The sequence below is a fragment of the Stappia sp. TSB10GB4 genome (genome assembly GCF_900185745.1).
Taxonomy (GTDB): Bacteria; Pseudomonadota; Alphaproteobacteria; order Rhizobiales; family Stappiaceae; genus Stappia.
In genome coordinates, this window is record NZ_FYAV01000028.1 from 1 (window position 1) to 15,205 (window position 15,205).

At 67.4% G+C, this 15,205-nt stretch carries 13 protein-coding genes; 10 read left to right on the forward strand and 3 right to left on the reverse strand.

The features are described from left to right. Window positions 1-146: 146 nt before the first annotated feature. Genes TSB10GB4_RS03670 through TSB10GB4_RS03690 form a run of 5 tightly spaced genes read left to right on the forward strand, consistent with a single transcriptional unit; the run spans window position 147 to window position 4,642 of the window. Window positions 147-875, forward strand: a complete 729-nt coding sequence (locus TSB10GB4_RS03670) for an energy-coupling factor ABC transporter ATP-binding protein (protein ID WP_186394610.1) — start codon at window positions 147-149, stop codon at window positions 873-875. After that, window positions 872-1,522 carry a CbiQ family ECF transporter T component gene (locus tag TSB10GB4_RS03675; RefSeq protein ID WP_186394611.1) on the forward strand — a complete coding sequence of 217 codons (651 nt, stop codon included), beginning with the start codon at window positions 872-874 and terminating at the stop codon, window positions 1,520-1,522. Before TSB10GB4_RS03670 ends, TSB10GB4_RS03675 begins: the two co-directional genes overlap by 4 nt. Then, window positions 1,512-2,072 carry a biotin transporter BioY gene (locus tag TSB10GB4_RS03680; RefSeq protein WP_186390260.1) on the forward strand — a complete coding sequence of 187 codons (561 nt, stop codon included), beginning with the start codon at window positions 1,512-1,514 and terminating at the stop codon, window positions 2,070-2,072. The genes TSB10GB4_RS03675 and TSB10GB4_RS03680 overlap by 11 nt, the downstream gene beginning before the upstream one ends. After that, complete coding sequence (locus tag TSB10GB4_RS03685; RefSeq protein ID WP_186394612.1) at window positions 2,050-3,543, forward strand: AMP-binding protein; 1,494 nt, start codon at window positions 2,050-2,052, stop codon at window positions 3,541-3,543. Before TSB10GB4_RS03680 ends, TSB10GB4_RS03685 begins: the two co-directional genes overlap by 23 nt. Beyond that, complete coding sequence (locus tag TSB10GB4_RS03690) at window positions 3,512-4,642, forward strand: thiolase family protein (RefSeq protein ID WP_186394613.1); 1,131 nt, start codon at window positions 3,512-3,514, stop codon at window positions 4,640-4,642. The genes TSB10GB4_RS03685 and TSB10GB4_RS03690 overlap by 32 nt, the downstream gene beginning before the upstream one ends. A 9-nt stretch (window positions 4,643-4,651) precedes the next feature. Here the strand turns inward: TSB10GB4_RS03690 and TSB10GB4_RS03695 are convergent, their stop codons facing one another. The 3 genes from TSB10GB4_RS03695 to TSB10GB4_RS03705 are packed head-to-tail and all read right to left on the reverse strand — an operon-like array spanning window position 4,652 to window position 8,993. Further along, on the reverse strand, window positions 4,652-6,319 hold the full coding sequence (locus TSB10GB4_RS03695; RefSeq protein WP_186394614.1) for a CRTAC1 family protein: 1,668 nt from the start codon (window positions 6,317-6,319) through the stop codon (window positions 4,652-4,654). Continuing rightward, window positions 6,316-7,740, reverse strand: coding sequence for a di-heme oxidoredictase family protein (locus TSB10GB4_RS03700; RefSeq protein WP_186394615.1), 1,425 nt, complete (start codon window positions 7,738-7,740; stop codon window positions 6,316-6,318). Before TSB10GB4_RS03700 ends, TSB10GB4_RS03695 begins: the two co-directional genes overlap by 4 nt. A 5-nt stretch (window positions 7,741-7,745) precedes the next feature. Then, entirely contained in the window at window positions 7,746-8,993 is a 1,248-nt protein-coding gene (locus TSB10GB4_RS03705) for an ROK family transcriptional regulator (RefSeq protein WP_186394616.1), read from the reverse strand. A gap of 306 nt (window positions 8,994-9,299) precedes the next feature. On the opposite strand from TSB10GB4_RS03705, the gene xylF reads away from it, so the two are divergent. The 5 genes from xylF (at window position 9,300) to TSB10GB4_RS03730 (ending at window position 15,177) form a co-directional block, all read left to right on the forward strand. Next, window positions 9,300-10,334, forward strand: a complete 1,035-nt coding sequence (xylF, locus tag TSB10GB4_RS03710; RefSeq protein ID WP_186390266.1) for a D-xylose ABC transporter substrate-binding protein — start codon at window positions 9,300-9,302, stop codon at window positions 10,332-10,334. A 124-nt stretch (window positions 10,335-10,458) separates the two neighbouring features. Then, window positions 10,459-11,754: a sugar ABC transporter permease gene (locus tag TSB10GB4_RS03715; protein WP_186390267.1), complete on the forward strand. Its 1,296-nt coding sequence runs from the start codon at window positions 10,459-10,461 to the stop codon at window positions 11,752-11,754. A 3-nt stretch (window positions 11,755-11,757) separates the two neighbouring features. Next, complete coding sequence (locus TSB10GB4_RS03720; RefSeq protein ID WP_208984408.1) at window positions 11,758-12,546, forward strand: ATP-binding cassette domain-containing protein; 789 nt, start codon at window positions 11,758-11,760, stop codon at window positions 12,544-12,546. Between the two features lie 82 nt (window positions 12,547-12,628). Then, window positions 12,629-13,384, forward strand: coding sequence for a trehalose-phosphatase (gene otsB / locus TSB10GB4_RS03725; protein WP_186390268.1), 756 nt, complete (start codon window positions 12,629-12,631; stop codon window positions 13,382-13,384). Further along, window positions 13,381-15,177 (forward strand): glycoside hydrolase family 15 protein, encoded by a 1,797-nt coding sequence (locus TSB10GB4_RS03730; RefSeq protein WP_186394617.1) that lies wholly within the window; start codon window positions 13,381-13,383, stop codon window positions 15,175-15,177. The genes otsB and TSB10GB4_RS03730 overlap by 4 nt, the downstream gene beginning before the upstream one ends. Window positions 15,178-15,205: the final 28 nt, after the last annotated feature.

The window sequence follows — 15,205 nt, forward strand, 5'->3', positions numbered from 1 at the left end:
AAGTGAAACGCCCCAGCGCCAATGGTACTGCGTCTCAAGACGTGGGAGAGTCGGTCGCCGCCAGGCCCGCAAAGCGCAAAAAAAATCCCTACAAAACATAACAATATCATCGCGGGGTGGAGCAGCCTCGTTTCCACGGACCGCTGATGTCCGCTGATACGTCTCCCTTTGCCATATTCGACAGCGTCACGCTCAAGCGTGGCGCTTTTTGCGTTTTCCAGGGCCTCTCGCTGATGCTTTCGGAGCGCCGCATCGCGCTTGTCGGGCTCAATGGCTCGGGGAAGAGTTCGCTGTTGCGCATGCTCAACGGCCTGCTGCTGCCGAATGACGGCGCGGTCACGGTGTTCGGCCTCGACAGCCGCAAGGACCAGCGCAAGCTGCCGCGCCATGTCGGCATGGTGTTCCAGAATCCCGACCACCAGATGATCTTTCCCACCGTGCTGGAGGAACTGTCCTTCGCCCCGCGGCAGCTGGGCGCGAGCCGCGCGGATGCGGACGCGCTGGCGCGGGACCTGCTGGCCAGGAACGGCTGCGCCGATTGGGCGGAACGGCCGGTGGCCCTGCTGTCCGAAGGGCAGAAGCAACTGGTCTGCCTGCTGGCGGTGAGCATCGCTTCTCCACAATTGCTGCTGTGCGACGAGCCCTTCGCCGGTCTCGACCTGTCGTTGCGGCTGCATTTTTCCAGGCACATTGCCGCAAGTCCCTCGCATGTGGTCATGGTCAGTCACGATCTGGAGGCCATTGCCGATTTCGAGCGGGCGATCTGGCTGGAAAAGGGGGCGGTGATGGCGGACGGAGCCCCCCAAGACGTGCTGCCTCGATATCGCGCATTCGCCGCCTCGCGCGCCGCGCAGCTTACCGCGGCCGCCCTGTGATCTCGACCTATCTGCCCGGAACCACGATCCTGCACAGGATCGGCGCCGGCTGGAAGCTGATCGGCCTGCTGGCGACCTCCATGCTGCTGCTGCCCGTGGGCTCGCCGGTCGTCCTTGCCGGCGCGCTGGTGCTGGTGCTGGCGGTCCTCGCGTCGCTCGGGGCGGGGGCGGCGACCGTCCTCCGTTCCTTGAAGCCGCTGGCCGCCGTCGTTCTTTTCATCCTTCTCCTGCATGCGCTCTTCGGAACCCTGGACGCCGGGATCGTGGTTGCCCTGCGGCTGGCATCCTTGCTGCTGCTGGCGACGCTGATCACCCTGACCACCCGGCTCGACGACATGCTGGACGCCTTGACGCCGGTGCTGCGCCCGGCGGCGTTTTTCGGCCTTTCGGAGCGGCGGCTGGCGCTGGCAATCGCGCTGTCCATCCGGTTCACGCCGATGCTGATCGACGTCATGCACCAGCTCAACGAGGCCTATCGGGCAAGATCCGGCCGTAACGGCCATGTCAGACTTGTTGCGCCGCTTTGCCTGCATGCTCTAAATGCCGCCGACCACATTGCCGAGGCGCTGGCTGCCCGCGGCGGTGCCGACGGCTGTCCGCCGGAGGGCGGCGCGCCGAAGAAGGACCGATCCGAGAATGACCGCTGACCGTTCGCTCGTGCATATCGCCATTCATGTCGCGGTGATCTCCGCTCTCGGCTACTACCTGCCGGCCTTTACCACCCCCCTCACCGGCAGCGTCCCGATCACCGTCCAGAGCATGGGAATCATGCTGGCGGGGGTGATGCTTGGCCCTGTCCGGGGAGCGCTGGCCGTGCTGCTGTTCCTGCTGATCGTCGCGCTCGGCATGCCGTTGCTGTCGGGCGGGCGCGGCGGCATCGGCGTGTTCCTGTTGCCATCGGTCGGGTTTCTTGTCGGTTTTCCCGTGGCGGCCTTCGTCTGCGGCCTGATGATGCAGGCCCTGAAGCATCGCCCGGTGTTTCCCGCCGCGCTGCTCGCCTCGTTCGTGGGCGGGATTGTGGTCCTCTACCCGTTCGGCATTCTCGGGATTTCGGTCGTCGCCCAGAAGCCGCTGTTCGAATCGGCGGTCGGCGCGCTTATCTATCTGCCGGGCGACATGCTGAAGTGTCTGGCCACGGCCTTTGTCGCCACCACGATCGACCGGGGACGACCGGATGCGATTTTCCCTCGGCAATAGCCCGGACGCCGCAGGGCGATCCCATGTCGGGGCGACGCTGGACGCGCTCGCCGGTAAAGCCCCCGACCGGGTGGCGGTGAGCGACGGCCGGGAGACGCTGACGCGATCGGAGCTTCTCCGCCGGGTTCAAGCCATGCAGGCCGGTCTTGCGTCGGCCAGGGCGCCGCAGCGCGTGCTGGTCGCGACCGCGGACGCGGTTCCCGCCCTTTGCCGTCTTCTGGCGGCCGCGCGCAGCGGCCGGGCCGCCGTTGTGGTCGACCCGGCACATCTGCAGCGCTACGGCGACGCCATCCGCGACACCTTGGCCCCCCTGATGGTGGAGTGGCCGGTCGCCCTGGAAAAAGATCGCCAGGGTGGCGCCGGGGCCGGCGTGCCGGGCGCGCCATCGCCCCGGCCAGAGGCTCCGTTCTATATTGGCCTGACCTCCGGCTCGACAGGGCGCCCCAAGGCGTTCCAGCGCTCGCACCGGTCCTGGATCGAGAGCTTTCGGCTGGCGGGTGCGGCCTTCGCACTGGACGCGGACGAGCGGGTGTTCGTGCCGGGCGGGCTTGGGCATTCCCTGCATCTGTTCGGCGCCGCCCATGCCCTGCATCAGGGCTGGCGGGTGGACATTGCGCGCGGGTTTCAGCCCGCCGCCGTGATCCGGCGGATGCAGGCCGCCGGCAGCACGGTGCTGGTCGCCACGCCGACGCAGTTGCGCCTGCTGGCGAGGGCGGGCGAACGGGACGGTCTGCGCCTTGCCTGCCTGCGACGGATCCTGATCAGCGGCGCCAAGTGGCACGAACGTGACCGCGATCGCGTCGCCGCGGTCTTTCCGCAGGCCGAGTGCCACGAGTTCTACGGGACGTCCGAGACCAGTTTCATCAGTCATCGCGGCCCGGCGGATGCGTGCAGCGAGGGGGTTGGCCGTCCCTTTCCCGGTGTCGAGGTCGAGGTGCGCGGCGCTGGCGGGGACAGGCTTGCCGAGGGCATGGAGGGTGAGATCTGGGTGCGCAGCCCGCTGCTCTTCGATGGCTATGTCATGGGGGACGAACCCATGACGCGCAGCGCCGATGGCTGGCTGACCGTGGGCGACCGGGGGCATCTCGACAGCGCCGGACGGCTGCATCTTGCCGGGCGCGGCGGTCGCATGATCGTGACGTCCGGGCTCAACGTGTTTGCCGAGGAGATCGAGGCCGTGCTGATGGAGCATGCGGGCGTGCTGCAGGCCGCAGTGTTCGGCGTGGCGGACGGGTTGCGCGGCGCGCGGATCGTCGCGGCGCTGCAGGCCGGAGCGGAGGTCGATCCCGGCGCGCTCCGCCGTCATTGTCTTTTGCGGCTGGAGCGGGCCAAGGTTCCGCTCAGGTTCCATATCCTGGACGACTGGCCGCTGACGCCGGGCGGGAAATCCGATCTTCCGGCGATCGAGGCCGTGGTGTCGAAACGGGAGGAGGCCGCCGATGCCGGCGTTTCTCGTCGCCGCGAGACGTAGCGCCGTCGCCCCGATGGGCGGGGCGTTCGCCGCGCTGGAGGTTGACGCGCTCGCGGCGCCGGTGCTGCGCGCCTGCCTGTCGGACGCAGGGGAGCCGCAGGTGGATGAGGTGCTGGCCGGCAATGCGCTCTATGGCGGCGGCAATCCCGCCCGCCGCGCCGCGCTGCTGGCCGGCCTGCCGGAGACCGTCCCGGCGCTGACGCTTGATCGTCAATGCTGTTCGGGGCTCGATGCGATCCTCCTCGCCGCGCGCCTGGTGGAGGCGGGGGCGGCGAATAGCGTGCTGGCCGGCGGGTTCGAGAGTTATTCCCGCGCGCCTTTGCGCCTGCGGCGGTCGATTGCGGCAGGCGAAACGCCCGTTGCCTATGACCGGCCGCCCTTCACGCCCTGGCCCGACCGCGATCCCGGCATGCCGGATGCGGCGGCGCGCCTTGCCGCCTTGCGGGCGATCGACGAGGACGCGCAGGCCGGTTTTTCCGTCGAGAGCCATGCCAGGGCGCAGGCCGCAGCCGACACGGGACGGTTCGCCGCCGAACTGGTGGAGATCGGCGGGCACTTGCGCGACAGCTACACCCGTCGCCTGACCCGCGAGACCTGCCGGCGGTCGCGCGTCCTTGCCGGAGAGCCGGGGTACCGGGTGCTCTCGGCGACGGCAGCCAGTTCGGCGGATGCCGCCGCCTTCGCGCTGGTCGTCTCGCACACCTGGCTTGAGAGCAGACCGTCGCTGCCGGCCTGCCGGATCCTTGCAGGTGCCGCCCTAGGGGGAGACCCCTGCCTGCCCGGCCTTGCGCCGGTCGCAGCGGCGCGAAAGCTGCTGTCCGCCAAGGCTGTCGATGCCGGGGGCCTTGCCGTCAGCGAGGTGATGGAGGCCTATGCGGTGCAGGCGATGGCCTGCATGACGGATCTCGGTCTCGATCCCGAACGGGTCAATCGCGGGGGAGGGGCGCTTGCCCGCGGCCATCCGATCGGCGCATCGGGAGCGATCCTTGCCGTGCGGCTGTTTCACGAGTTGCAGCGCGAGCCGCCGGGCAGCTTCGGGCTCGCCGCCATTGCGAGCGCCGGTGGCCTCGGCACGGCGCTCCTGTTGCAACGAATATAGGCGGCGCTGTCAGCGCGGCGGATACCAGTAGCGGGCGTTCTCGTCGCCGCGCTGGATCAGCACGAACTGGTTGGCGAACACCCGGTAGCCATGGCTCCAGTTGCCGTCGGGCCAGCGCACCCGTATGACGGCGCGCTCGGCAACGCCCAGGCCGACATGCACGAATCCGGCTTGTCCGGATGCATGGCCGCCGCCGATGCCTATCTCGCGGGTGAGGCTGCGGGCGCCGACGCGAATGCTCAGCTTGGCGCCGACGGCGTTGCGATTGGCGCCATCCTGCGACAGGGCGACGGCGATCCAGTTGCCCAGCGGTTTCGGACGCCGGCCTTCGTCCTCGCGTCCAAGGTTGCGGAACAGGCTGACGGGAGCTTCCCGATTGACGACGACGAGGTCGAGCAGGCCGTCCATGTTGAAATCGGCAAGGCCGGCGCCGCGTCCGCGGCGGTCGAGTGCGATCCCCGCGCGGTCGCCCTGCTCGACGAAGCGGCCGTTCCATTGCTGGATCAGCAGGTTGTCCGGGTCGAAGGCGGCGAAATCGGGCATCGCCTCGACATTGCCCTTGGCGATGAACAGGTCCTGGAGCGTGTCGTTGTTGACGTCCTGGAACTCCGCGTGCCAGCCGGTCGAGGGGCGCATGTCCTCGCCCGTATAGGGGCGGTGCGCCGTCACCCCACGTTCGAAGGCAATGTCCCGGTAGACGGGCAGCAGGTCGTCGCCCTCCTGGTCGATGGTCTGCAGCTTGGTGTCGCCCATGCTGGTGAGGGCATATTCGGGCAGGCCGTCGCCATCGAGGTCGGTGCTGGCGATCCCCATGCCCCAGATCTTCAGGTGGCGCCATCCGTCGCTGCGGCGATAGGGGCGGGGCGGCCGGCCGGGAGGCAGCGCCCAGAGCTGTTCCTCGCCGCCGCGATAGTAGTGACGGTCGTTGGAAATGCGCAGCGCCGGTTCCCCGGAGCGATTCCAGTCGGTGAACAGCATCGACAGGCTGCAATAGCCGGGCGTGAGGACAAAGCTCTCGGAATAGTCCGGTGCCTCACCAGTGCGGGGACGGTGCAGGACGTTGTCGTCGCAGGTTCCCCAGGGCGAGTCGGGGGCGCTGCGGTCGACATAGTTGCCGAAGGCGAGGGTTGGGAAAGCCAGGTCCTTCTCGAACACCGCGGCAAAGCCGGTCGTCCAACCGCGGCCGCCATTGAACGAGAAGCGGCGATTGGCAGGCTCGAAGCGACAGTCGCCGATGCCGCGCAGCACCTGGTTCTCGCCGACCCTCAGCAGAACCAGATCCATTATCCCGTCATTGTCGATATCGAGCGGATAGGCTCCGGTGACATTTTCGAGCAGCCTTTCGGGAATGCCGGTCTCGACCGGCTCGAAGGCGAGCGGACCTCCCGTCGCGGACCTGTTCCGGTAGAGGACCGAAGGTGTGTCGCCGCCGGCAAGAAACAGGTCGGGGCGGCGGTCGCCGTCGCAGTCGATGATCGCCGCGCCGCCGCCGACGAAATACTCCCAAGGGCCGGTATAGCTGTGGTCGATGCCGGCGGGTTTCGCCTCCTCGACAAAGACCGGCACGGGAGCGGGGGCCTCTTCGGCGAAGCCGGTCAGCGGTGCCTGGAGCCCGCCCAACAGGGCGAATGCAAGGACCGCCCAAGCGGGGCGTAGCGCGGTGCCACGGCGCCTCATCGCGAAATCTCCAGGGTGCGCAGGAAGGCGATGATCGCCTGACGGCCGTCGTCGGCAAGGGCTTCATAGGCTTCGCGGGCCGGCCGGGCCGCGCCCGCATGCGCGCGGATCACCTCGTCCAGCGATGTCAGGTCGGCGCGATGACCATAGGGCGCCGTCGAGCCGACGCCCCACAGCTCGGCCGTCAGGAAGACATCCCGGTCGACGAAGCGCTGGCCCAGCAACTCGTTGCCCAGGGTCGGATCGCGGGCATCGGCGATCCGGTGGCGCTTCAGGTCGCCATAGAGCGGAACGAGGATGTTGCCCTCCGCATCCCGTGGCAGGGCCTTGACGAAGTCGAGCGCGGCAAGGTCAATCTCCAGCGGCGCCTCGACATCAGCCTCGCGCAGGGTTCCGGCCGTCTCGATCGGTCCCGGATCGCGGAACACCGCGGAGGCCAGCGGCAAGGCCGGGATATGGCAGGAAGTGCAGCCGATGTCGGCGAAGAGGTCCTCGCCGCGCTCGGAGGCCTGGCGCCAGGCATCCGGAAGATCGTCCTTGCGCGAGGGAGCGGGCAGGGTCGCCTGCCAGACGACCAGTGCGGTCACGTCGGCGGCGGAGATTTCGTCCTCGACCCCGTCCTCGTCGAAGTCGCGTGTGCCGGTCCATGTGGCGCCGAACCGCTCGACGGCCTGGATGCCGTGGTGATGGTTGAGCGCATTGACGGTGAACTGCCGCAGCGAGCCGAAGACGCCTTTCTGGGAGAACGGGCGCAGCACAAGGTCCGCGTCGATGCCGTCGATGGCGGAGACGTCGAGGCCGCCGTCGGGATCGGCGGCGATCCGGCCGAAGGAGACGCCCTTGGCGACGAGGTCGGCGACCGCCGGCGCGCCAGTTCGCCGTGCCGTTGCAAGAGCCTCGTCGCGCTGGCGTTGCAGATCGGCGGTCATCTCGCGCGCCAGCAGTTCGATCAGGCCGGCGCCCTGCAGGGCGGGCGAGCCGCGCTCGTTGGAGAACTGCGGGTCGATCGTGTCGAAGTCGGCGCTTTCGAAACCCTCCGACACGAAGACATTGGCGGTGAAGGAGGCGCCGCCGCCGATCACGGGCTCGTGATGGCACGAGGCGCAGGCGCCGGCGTCGAGACCGGCAAGGCGCTGGAACCGCTGGGGCGGCGGGCGGCGGCGCTTGGTGGGAATGATGGCCTGGGTCGCCATCGGCCGGCCGGCGCCTTCCTCGACCAGAAACTGACCGATGAACAGGCGCTCGCCGCGAGCGCGAAGGGCCTCGATGCGCTCCTGCATCGGCAGTCCCGCGACAGCTTCAAGATCGAGCAGGGTGCCGAGCACCCTCTCGCTCCAGGGCGGCAGATCTGACGCGCCCGCCGCCAGCGGAAAGGCGAGGGCTGCAAGAAGCGGGGCGGCAATACGTTTCCAGCACGGCATCCAGCCTATCCTCCCAGCATCTCCCTCTGATTGCCGTACCCCGTCTCGGAGAAGACCTCCGTATCGAGGGCGTGCAGCGCGCGGGCAACGGTGCCGCGAAGGATGAGATCTTCCTCCCAGGCAATGGCCTCGATCTCGACGCTGCCGCGCAGGTCGCTGACAAGCCCCTCCTCCAGGGCTGCGAGCGCCGCCGCTTCCATCAGCGGATAGGCGTCGGCTGCAGCTCCCGTGACGACGATGCGGCGAGGATCGAGCGTGGCGATCACCCGCGCGAAGGCATAGCCGAGCGCCGTGCCGCCGGCATGAAAGGCCTCCAGCGTGCCGGGGTCGCCGGCGCGGGCGGCGGCGATCAACTCGCGGATCGTCTCCCGGCCGACCGGCAGGCAGGCTGGCGGCGTCTGCAGGTCGAGGCCTCTGGCATGGCGCAGCAGGGCGTAGTCGCCGAGATAGGCTTCCAGGCAGCCACGGCGGCCGCATCGACACAGCGCGCCTCCCGGAATGTGATTGGCATGGCCGATCTCCGCGGCCGCCCCGGTCTCGCCGACGAAGAGGCGGTCGTTGATGAACAGGCCCATGCCGACGCCGTAATCGACGAAGAGGACCGCGAACGTGCCGCCATAGCGCTGCGGGTCGCTGCGGTGCAGGGCCTCGGCGATCATGTTGGTGTCGTTGGACAGCAGGCAGGGCACGCCGAACGCCCGGGCGAGGGGGCCGACGATCTGGACATGGCGCACGGCGAAGGCCGGCGACCAGGCCACCGTGCCGGCGCTGTCGTCGACGACGCCTTGAGAGGCGAGGGCGATGAACGAGGGCGCCACCCCGCCGGTGCGGGCGATGAAGGCCCGCAGGCTGTCGATCAGGATTTCGCTGAAGCCATCGGCGGTCACGGAGGTGCTGTCGAAACCGGCGACATCGCGCCCGACGAGCCGGCCGGCGTAATCGGCGAGGGCCATCTCGATGGTGTTCACCGACAGCTTGACCGCCAGCACCCGCGCCGCCGGACCATGCAGCGCCAGAAGGCTGCGGGGACGGCCCCTTGCGCCCTTCTCGCGCTCGCGCTGGCAGTCGTCCTCGACGCCGGCGACGAGGCCTTCGGAGATCAGGTCGGAGGTGATCGAGGTGACTGTGGCCGGGCTGAGCCGGGTGATGCGTCCAAGATCTATGCGCGCCTGAGGTCCGTTGCGCCGAAGCGCCTGCAAGACAACCGAGCGGTTCTGGCGCCGTATCTGATCGCGGTCGGCCTTCTGCGTCATGCCCATACCAGACTGTTCGTTTCCACCCTGATGGGACATGTGTCCGGAACGCGCCTCGGCAGAAACCGCAATTCACGCCGGCCGGGTGTTTTTGTCATGATCCCGGAGCCTCATCGAGAAACCATGTTGACAGGGGCGGTCGTTTGGAGCAACTTTTTTTCGGACGTCGAAAAAAATAAAATTTCGTCGGCGAACCGGAACGCGACCCCATCGGCCGGGAGGCACAACGCCGGGGTGTTCGTGTCAGCTACAAGATCCTTCGTTCCGCATTTGGGAGGAGCGGGGATAAATCGGAGGAAACACATCATGAGCAGATTCTATCCGCTTCTCGCCGGAGCGCTCCTCATTTCGGTTGCGCTGCCGATGCAGGCGCAGGCGCAGGACATCACCGTCGGCGTGAGCTGGTCGAACTTCCAGGAAGAGCGCTGGAAGACCGATGAAGGGGCGATCAAGGCGGCGCTCGAGGCTGCCGGCGCGACCTATGTTTCCGCCGACGCCCAGTCCTCGTCCGCCAAGCAGCTCTCGGATGTCGAGGCGCTGATCGCGCAGGGCGTCGACGCGCTGATCATTCTCGCGCAGGATTCCCAGGCGATCGGCCCGGCCATCCAGGCGGCGGCCAACGAGGGCATTCCGGTGGTCGGCTATGACCGGCTGATCGAGGACGACCGCGCCTTCTATCTGACCTTCGACAATGTCGAGGTCGGCCGGATGCAGGCCCGCGAGGTCCTGAAGCAGGCGCCGGAAGGCAATTACGTGATGATCAAGGGCTCGCCGACCGATCCCAACGCGGACTTCCTGCGTGGCGGTCAGCAGGAGGTCCTGCAGGAGGCGATCGACGGCGGCAAGATCAAGATCGTCGGCGAAGCCTATACGGACGCCTGGCTGCCGGCCAATGCCCAGCGGAACATGGAGCAGATCCTGACCGCCAACAACAACAACGTGGATGCGGTCGTCGCCTCGAACGACGGAACCGCCGGCGGCGTCGTCGCCGCCCTCACCGCGCAGGGCATGGAAGGCATCCCCGTTTCCGGCCAGGATGGCGACCATGCGGCCCTCAACCGGGTGGCCAAGGGCACCCAGACCGTTTCGGTGTGGAAGGACGCGCGCGAACTCGGCAAGGCGGCCGGCGAGATCGCCGTGGCGCTTGCCAAGGGCGGCACGATGGACAGCATCGAGGGCGCCGGCAAGTGGACCTCGCCCAGCGGCACGGAACTGACCGCCCGCTTCCTGGCTCCGATCCCCGTCACCCGTGACAATCTGTCGGTGGTGGTCGATGCGGGCTGGATCACCAAGGATGCCCTTTGCCAGGGCGTCAGCGGCGGTCCGGCGCCCTGCAACTGAGCCTGAACCCAGAGCAGAGCAAGGCCCTGTCCCGATTCCGGTCGGGGCAGGGCGGGCCGAGGATGGCTGACATCCGGCCCCGAGGCGATGCGTGAGGCGCGCGCCTCCAAGCGGGAGCTTTTCCATGTCTGATACCGCAGTGTCCGGGCAGAAGGCGCCGGCGAACAGGTCATTTTTTTCCGCGCTGCAGATCGACACGCGCCTGCTCGGAATGATCGGCGCGTTCGTCGCCCTGTGCCTGGTGTTCAATGTGTTCACCGGCGGCAATTTCCTGACGCCGCGCAACATCTTCAACCTGACGATCCAGACGGTCTCCGTCGCCATCATGGCGACCGGCATGGTGTTCGTCATCGTCACCCGCCATATCGACCTGTCCGTCGGGTCGCTGCTGGCGACCGTGGCGGCGGTCATGGCCATCGTTCAGACCCAGATCCTGCCGGGGGTCTTCGGCTTGCAGCTCGGGCATCCGGCGATCTGGATCCTGGCGATCCTCGCCGGTGTGGTGGTCGGCACGGTGATCGGCGCCTTCCAGGGCGTTCTGATCGGCTATCTCGGCATTCCCGCCTTCATCGTCACGCTCGGCGGGTTGCTGGTCTGGCGCAATGCGGCCTGGTTCATCACCGACGGCCAGACGATCGGGCCGCTCGATGCGCGGTTCACGATGATCGGCGGCATCGGCGGCACGCTGGGGGTCACATGGTCGTGGATCTTCGCCGTGCTGGCGGTGGTCGCGGCGCTGGCGCTGCAGGTCTCCGCGCGGCGGCGCAAGCAGAAGCACGGCTTCCCGGTCAAGCCGATCTGGGCGGAGGCGGCGCTCGGCGCCATCGTCGCGGGCGCCATCGTCGGGTTCATTGCGATCCTCAACGCCTATCAGGTGCCCGCGCGGGTGCTGCAGCGCGATTTCGCCGCGCGCGGCCTGGAGGTGCCGGAGGGCTATACCGCAGGCTACGGGCTTCCCTATTCGGTGCTGCTGCTGATCGTCGTTGCTGTCTGCATGACGGTGGTGGCCCGGCGGACGCGGCTCGGGCGCTACATCTTCGCGGCGGGCGGCAACCCGGACGCGGCCGAGCTGTCGGGCATCAACACGCGCCTGCTGACGGTCAAGATCTTCGCGATCATGGGCGGGCTTTGCGCCCTGTCGGCGGCAGTGGCATCCGCCCGCCTCGGCTTTTCCACCAATGATATCGGCACGCTGGACGAATTGCGCGTGATCGCGGCTGCCGTGATCGGCGGCACGGCGCTGTCCGGCGGCATCGGCACCATCTACGGCGCCATTCTCGGCGCGCTGATCATGCAATCGCTGCAGTCCGGCATGGCGATGGTCGGCGTCGACGCGCCGCTGCAGAACATCGTCGTCGGCGTCGTGCTGGTCGTGGCGGTGCTCGTCGATATCCTCTATCGCAAGCGGACGGGAGACTGAGCCATGGCAACGCCCCTCGTACAGATGAAGGACATCTGCATTTCCTTCGGCGGCGTGCATGCGGTCGATCATGTCGATGTCGACCTTTACCCGGGCGAAGTGGTCGGGTTGCTCGGCCACAACGGCGCTGGCAAGTCGACCCTGATCAAGGTCCTGTCGGGGGCCTACCGCGCCGACAGCGGCGAGATCCTGATCGACGGCAAACCGGCGACGATCAACAGTCCGCGGGACGCGCGCAACCTCAATATCGAGACGATCTACCAGACGCTGGCGCTGGCCGACAATCTGGACGCCGCCTCGAACCTGTTCCTCGGGCGCGAAATCGTGACCCCTCTCGGTTTCGTCGACGATGATGCGATGGAGGCCGAGACCCGCAAGATCCTCAGCCGGCTCAATCCGAACTTCCGCAAGTTCAAGGCGCCGGTGAAGGCCCTGTCCGGCGGGCAGCGGCAATCGGTGGCGATTGCCCGGGCGGTCTATTTCAACGCCCGGATCCTGATCATGGACGAGCCGACGGCGGCGCTTGGCGTCCATGAGACGCAGATGGTTTCCGACCTCATCAAGGAGCTCAAGAAGCAGGGGCTCGGCATCTTCCTCATCAGCCACGACATTCATGATGTGTTCGATCTGGCCGACAGGCTCGTGGTGATGAAGAACGGCAAGCTGGTCGGGAGCGCCCGCACGCAGGACGTCACCAAGGACGAGGTGCTGGGAATGATCATCCTCGGAAAATGTCCGGACGGCGCCGTTCCCGGCCCCGGCGCGTTCATGGATGCCTCCACCGCCGCGTGATGCGGTGCGGCAAGGCGGTTGGACGGCAGGCTTTTTCCGGTCGGGACTTCTCATCGGGAGCGAGTTCCCTTAGGCTTTGCGCATGAACGCGCCGCCGCCCGTTTCCGATGACATGGCCCTGTTTCTGGATTTCGACGGAACGCTTGTCGAGATTGCCAGGACACCCGGCGCGGTCGAGGCGAGCGGAGCGATGATCGCGTGTCTGGAAGGGATCGTCGCCCATCTCGGCGGCGCCCTGGCGATTGTCAGCGGCCGACCCATCCATGAGATCGACCACCATCTCGCGCCGTTGCGGCTTCCCTGCGCCGGTCTGCACGGACTTGAGACCCGGCTGCATCCGGACGACGAGATCGAACGCGCGCCGATCGGCCCGGAGATCGAGGCGCTGAAGGCAGCGCTTGCCGGCAGCGGGTTGCTCGGGCGCGGCGTTTCCATCGAGGACAAGGGCGCGGCCATCGCTGTTCACTACCGGATCGCCCCGGACTGCGAAGATGCGGTCGTGGAGGTGATGCAAGCGGCCGTCGCCGAGCTTCCCGACCTGCATCTCGTCCGCGGCAAGATGGTGGTGGAGGCCAAGCCCGCCTATCGCGACAAGGGCTGGGCGGTCGGCGCCTTCATGGACCTTGCCCCCTTTCGCGGGCGGACCCCGGTCTTCGTCGGCGATGACGTGACCGACGAGGACGGGATCCGCGCGGCCGAAGCCGTGGGCGGCTTCGGGGTGAAGGTGGGAACCGCCGAGAGCCTCGCCCGGTTTCGTGTCAGCGACGTCGCCGGTGTGCGCGACTGGCTGGCCCTCGGCCTTCCGGCAAAGGCACTGGCAAGGACACGATCTTCATGATGTTCGATCGCAAGGCTTCCCTCGATCTCGCGCTGGTCGGCAATTGCTCGATCACGGCACTGATCGACAGGATGGCGCGGGTGGTCTGGCTGTGCCTGCCACGGTTCGATGGTGATCCTGTCTTCCATGGGCTGCTCGGCACCTGCAGCGACGAAAGGGACGGCCTGTTCGCCATCGAACTGGAAAATGCCAGCCGCAGCGAGCAGTCCTATCTGGAAAACACCGCCATCGTGGTGACGCGGATCTTCGACGACGCCGGCAATGCCATCGAGATCACCGACTGCGCGCCGCGCTTCCAGACCAAGGGGCGGATGTTCCGTCCGACGGCGCTCGTCCGGCGGGTACGGCCGATCTCCGGCCATCCGAGAATTCGCGTCCGGTGCCGACCGCGCTTCGACTACGGTGCACGCGCACCGGAGGTGACCTATGGCTCCAATCACATGCGCTTCGTCGACAACGGCCAGACCGTGCGCCTGACGACGAACGCCTCGATCACCTATGTGCGCGACGAGACGCCGTTTCTGCTCGACGGCCCTGTCTCCTTCTATTTCGGGCCCGACGAGAGCCTGACGCATCACCCCGAAACCCTGTGCCGGGAGTTCGAGGAAGAGACCGCATTGCATTGGCGGATGTGGACCCGCCGCCTCGGCCTGCCCCTCGACTATCAGGAGGCGGTGATCCGCGCCGCGATCACGCTGAAACTGTGCACCTATGAGGAAACCGGCGCGATCATCGCGGCGGTAACGACCTCGATTCCCGAAGCCGCCAACAGCGGGCGAACCTGGGATTACCGCTATTGCTGGCTGCGCGACGCGTTTTTCGTGGTGCGGGCTCTGAACTCGCTCTCCGAGATGGAGACGATGGAGAACTATCTCCGTTACATCAACAACATCGCCTCGATGACCGGTGGCGGTCACGTGCAGCCGCTCTACGGGATCGCGCTGGAGGAGCGGCTGATCGAGCGGACGGTCGATCTGCCTGGTTATCGGGGAATGGGGCCGGTCAGGGTCGGCAATCAGGCCTATGAGCATTTCCAGCACGACGTCTATGGCAACATCGTGCTTGGCGCCTCGCAGGCTTTTTTCGACAAGCGTCTCTTGCGGCAGCCCGGTGTTGACGATTTCGAACGGCTGGAGGTGATCGGCGAGCGTGCTTTTGCCATGCACGACCAGCCCGATGCCGGTCTGTGGGAGTTGCGCACGCGCGCCCGCGTCCATACCTCGTCCTCGCTGATGTGCTGGGCGGCGTGCGACCGGCTGGCCAAGATCGCCCGCCAGTTCGACCGGCAGGAGCGGGCGCTGTTCTGGCAGGACCGCGCCGATACCATCCGCTCGGCGATCCTGTCGCGGGGATGGAATGCCGACACCAACGCTTTCGTCGAAAGCTTCGAGGGACGCGATCTGGACGCCAGCCTGCTGCTGATTGCCGAGGTCGGTTTCCTGCCGCCGCAGGATCCGCGTTTCATCGCGACAGTGGAACGCATCGGTGCCACGCTTCGCCGTGGCAAGCATCTCTTCCGCTATCACGCGGCCGACGATTTCGGCGCGCCGGAGAACGCCTTCAATATCTGCACCTTCTGGTACATCGACGCCCTGGCGCGGATCGGCCGCAAGGAGGAGGCCTGCGAGATCTACGAGACGATGCTGGCCTGCCGCAACCATGTCGGTCTGCTCTCGGAGGACACCGACCCGGCAACCGGTGAAATGTGGGGCAACTTTCCGCAAACCTATTCGATGGTCGGGATCATCAATTGCGCCACCCGGCTGTCCGCGGGGTGGGAGAGCCTCGTCTGACACGTGCGCCCGGGGTCCCCGCCAACGG

Coding starts and splice junctions, on each gene's coding strand:
- TSB10GB4_RS03670 (WP_186394610.1), top strand. CDS start 147: ATGTCCGCTGATACGTCTCCCTTTGCCATATTCGACAGCGTCACGCTC.
- TSB10GB4_RS03700 (WP_186394615.1), bottom strand. CDS start 7,740: ATGCCGTGCTGGAAACGTATTGCCGCCCCGCTTCTTGCAGCCCTCGCC.
- TSB10GB4_RS03690 (WP_186394613.1), top strand. CDS start 3,512: ATGCCGGCGTTTCTCGTCGCCGCGAGACGTAGCGCCGTCGCCCCGATG.
- TSB10GB4_RS03715 (WP_186390267.1), top strand. CDS start 10,459: ATGTCTGATACCGCAGTGTCCGGGCAGAAGGCGCCGGCGAACAGGTCA.
- TSB10GB4_RS03695 (WP_186394614.1), bottom strand. CDS start 6,319: ATGAGGCGCCGTGGCACCGCGCTACGCCCCGCTTGGGCGGTCCTTGCA.
- otsB (WP_186390268.1), top strand. CDS start 12,629: ATGAACGCGCCGCCGCCCGTTTCCGATGACATGGCCCTGTTTCTGGAT.
- TSB10GB4_RS03730 (WP_186394617.1), top strand. CDS start 13,381: ATGATGTTCGATCGCAAGGCTTCCCTCGATCTCGCGCTGGTCGGCAAT.
- TSB10GB4_RS03680 (WP_186390260.1), top strand. CDS start 1,512: ATGACCGCTGACCGTTCGCTCGTGCATATCGCCATTCATGTCGCGGTG.
- TSB10GB4_RS03685 (WP_186394612.1), top strand. CDS start 2,050: ATGCGATTTTCCCTCGGCAATAGCCCGGACGCCGCAGGGCGATCCCAT.
- TSB10GB4_RS03720 (WP_208984408.1), top strand. CDS start 11,758: ATGGCAACGCCCCTCGTACAGATGAAGGACATCTGCATTTCCTTCGGC.
- TSB10GB4_RS03705 (WP_186394616.1), bottom strand. CDS start 8,993: ATGACGCAGAAGGCCGACCGCGATCAGATACGGCGCCAGAACCGCTCG.
- xylF (WP_186390266.1), top strand. CDS start 9,300: ATGAGCAGATTCTATCCGCTTCTCGCCGGAGCGCTCCTCATTTCGGTT.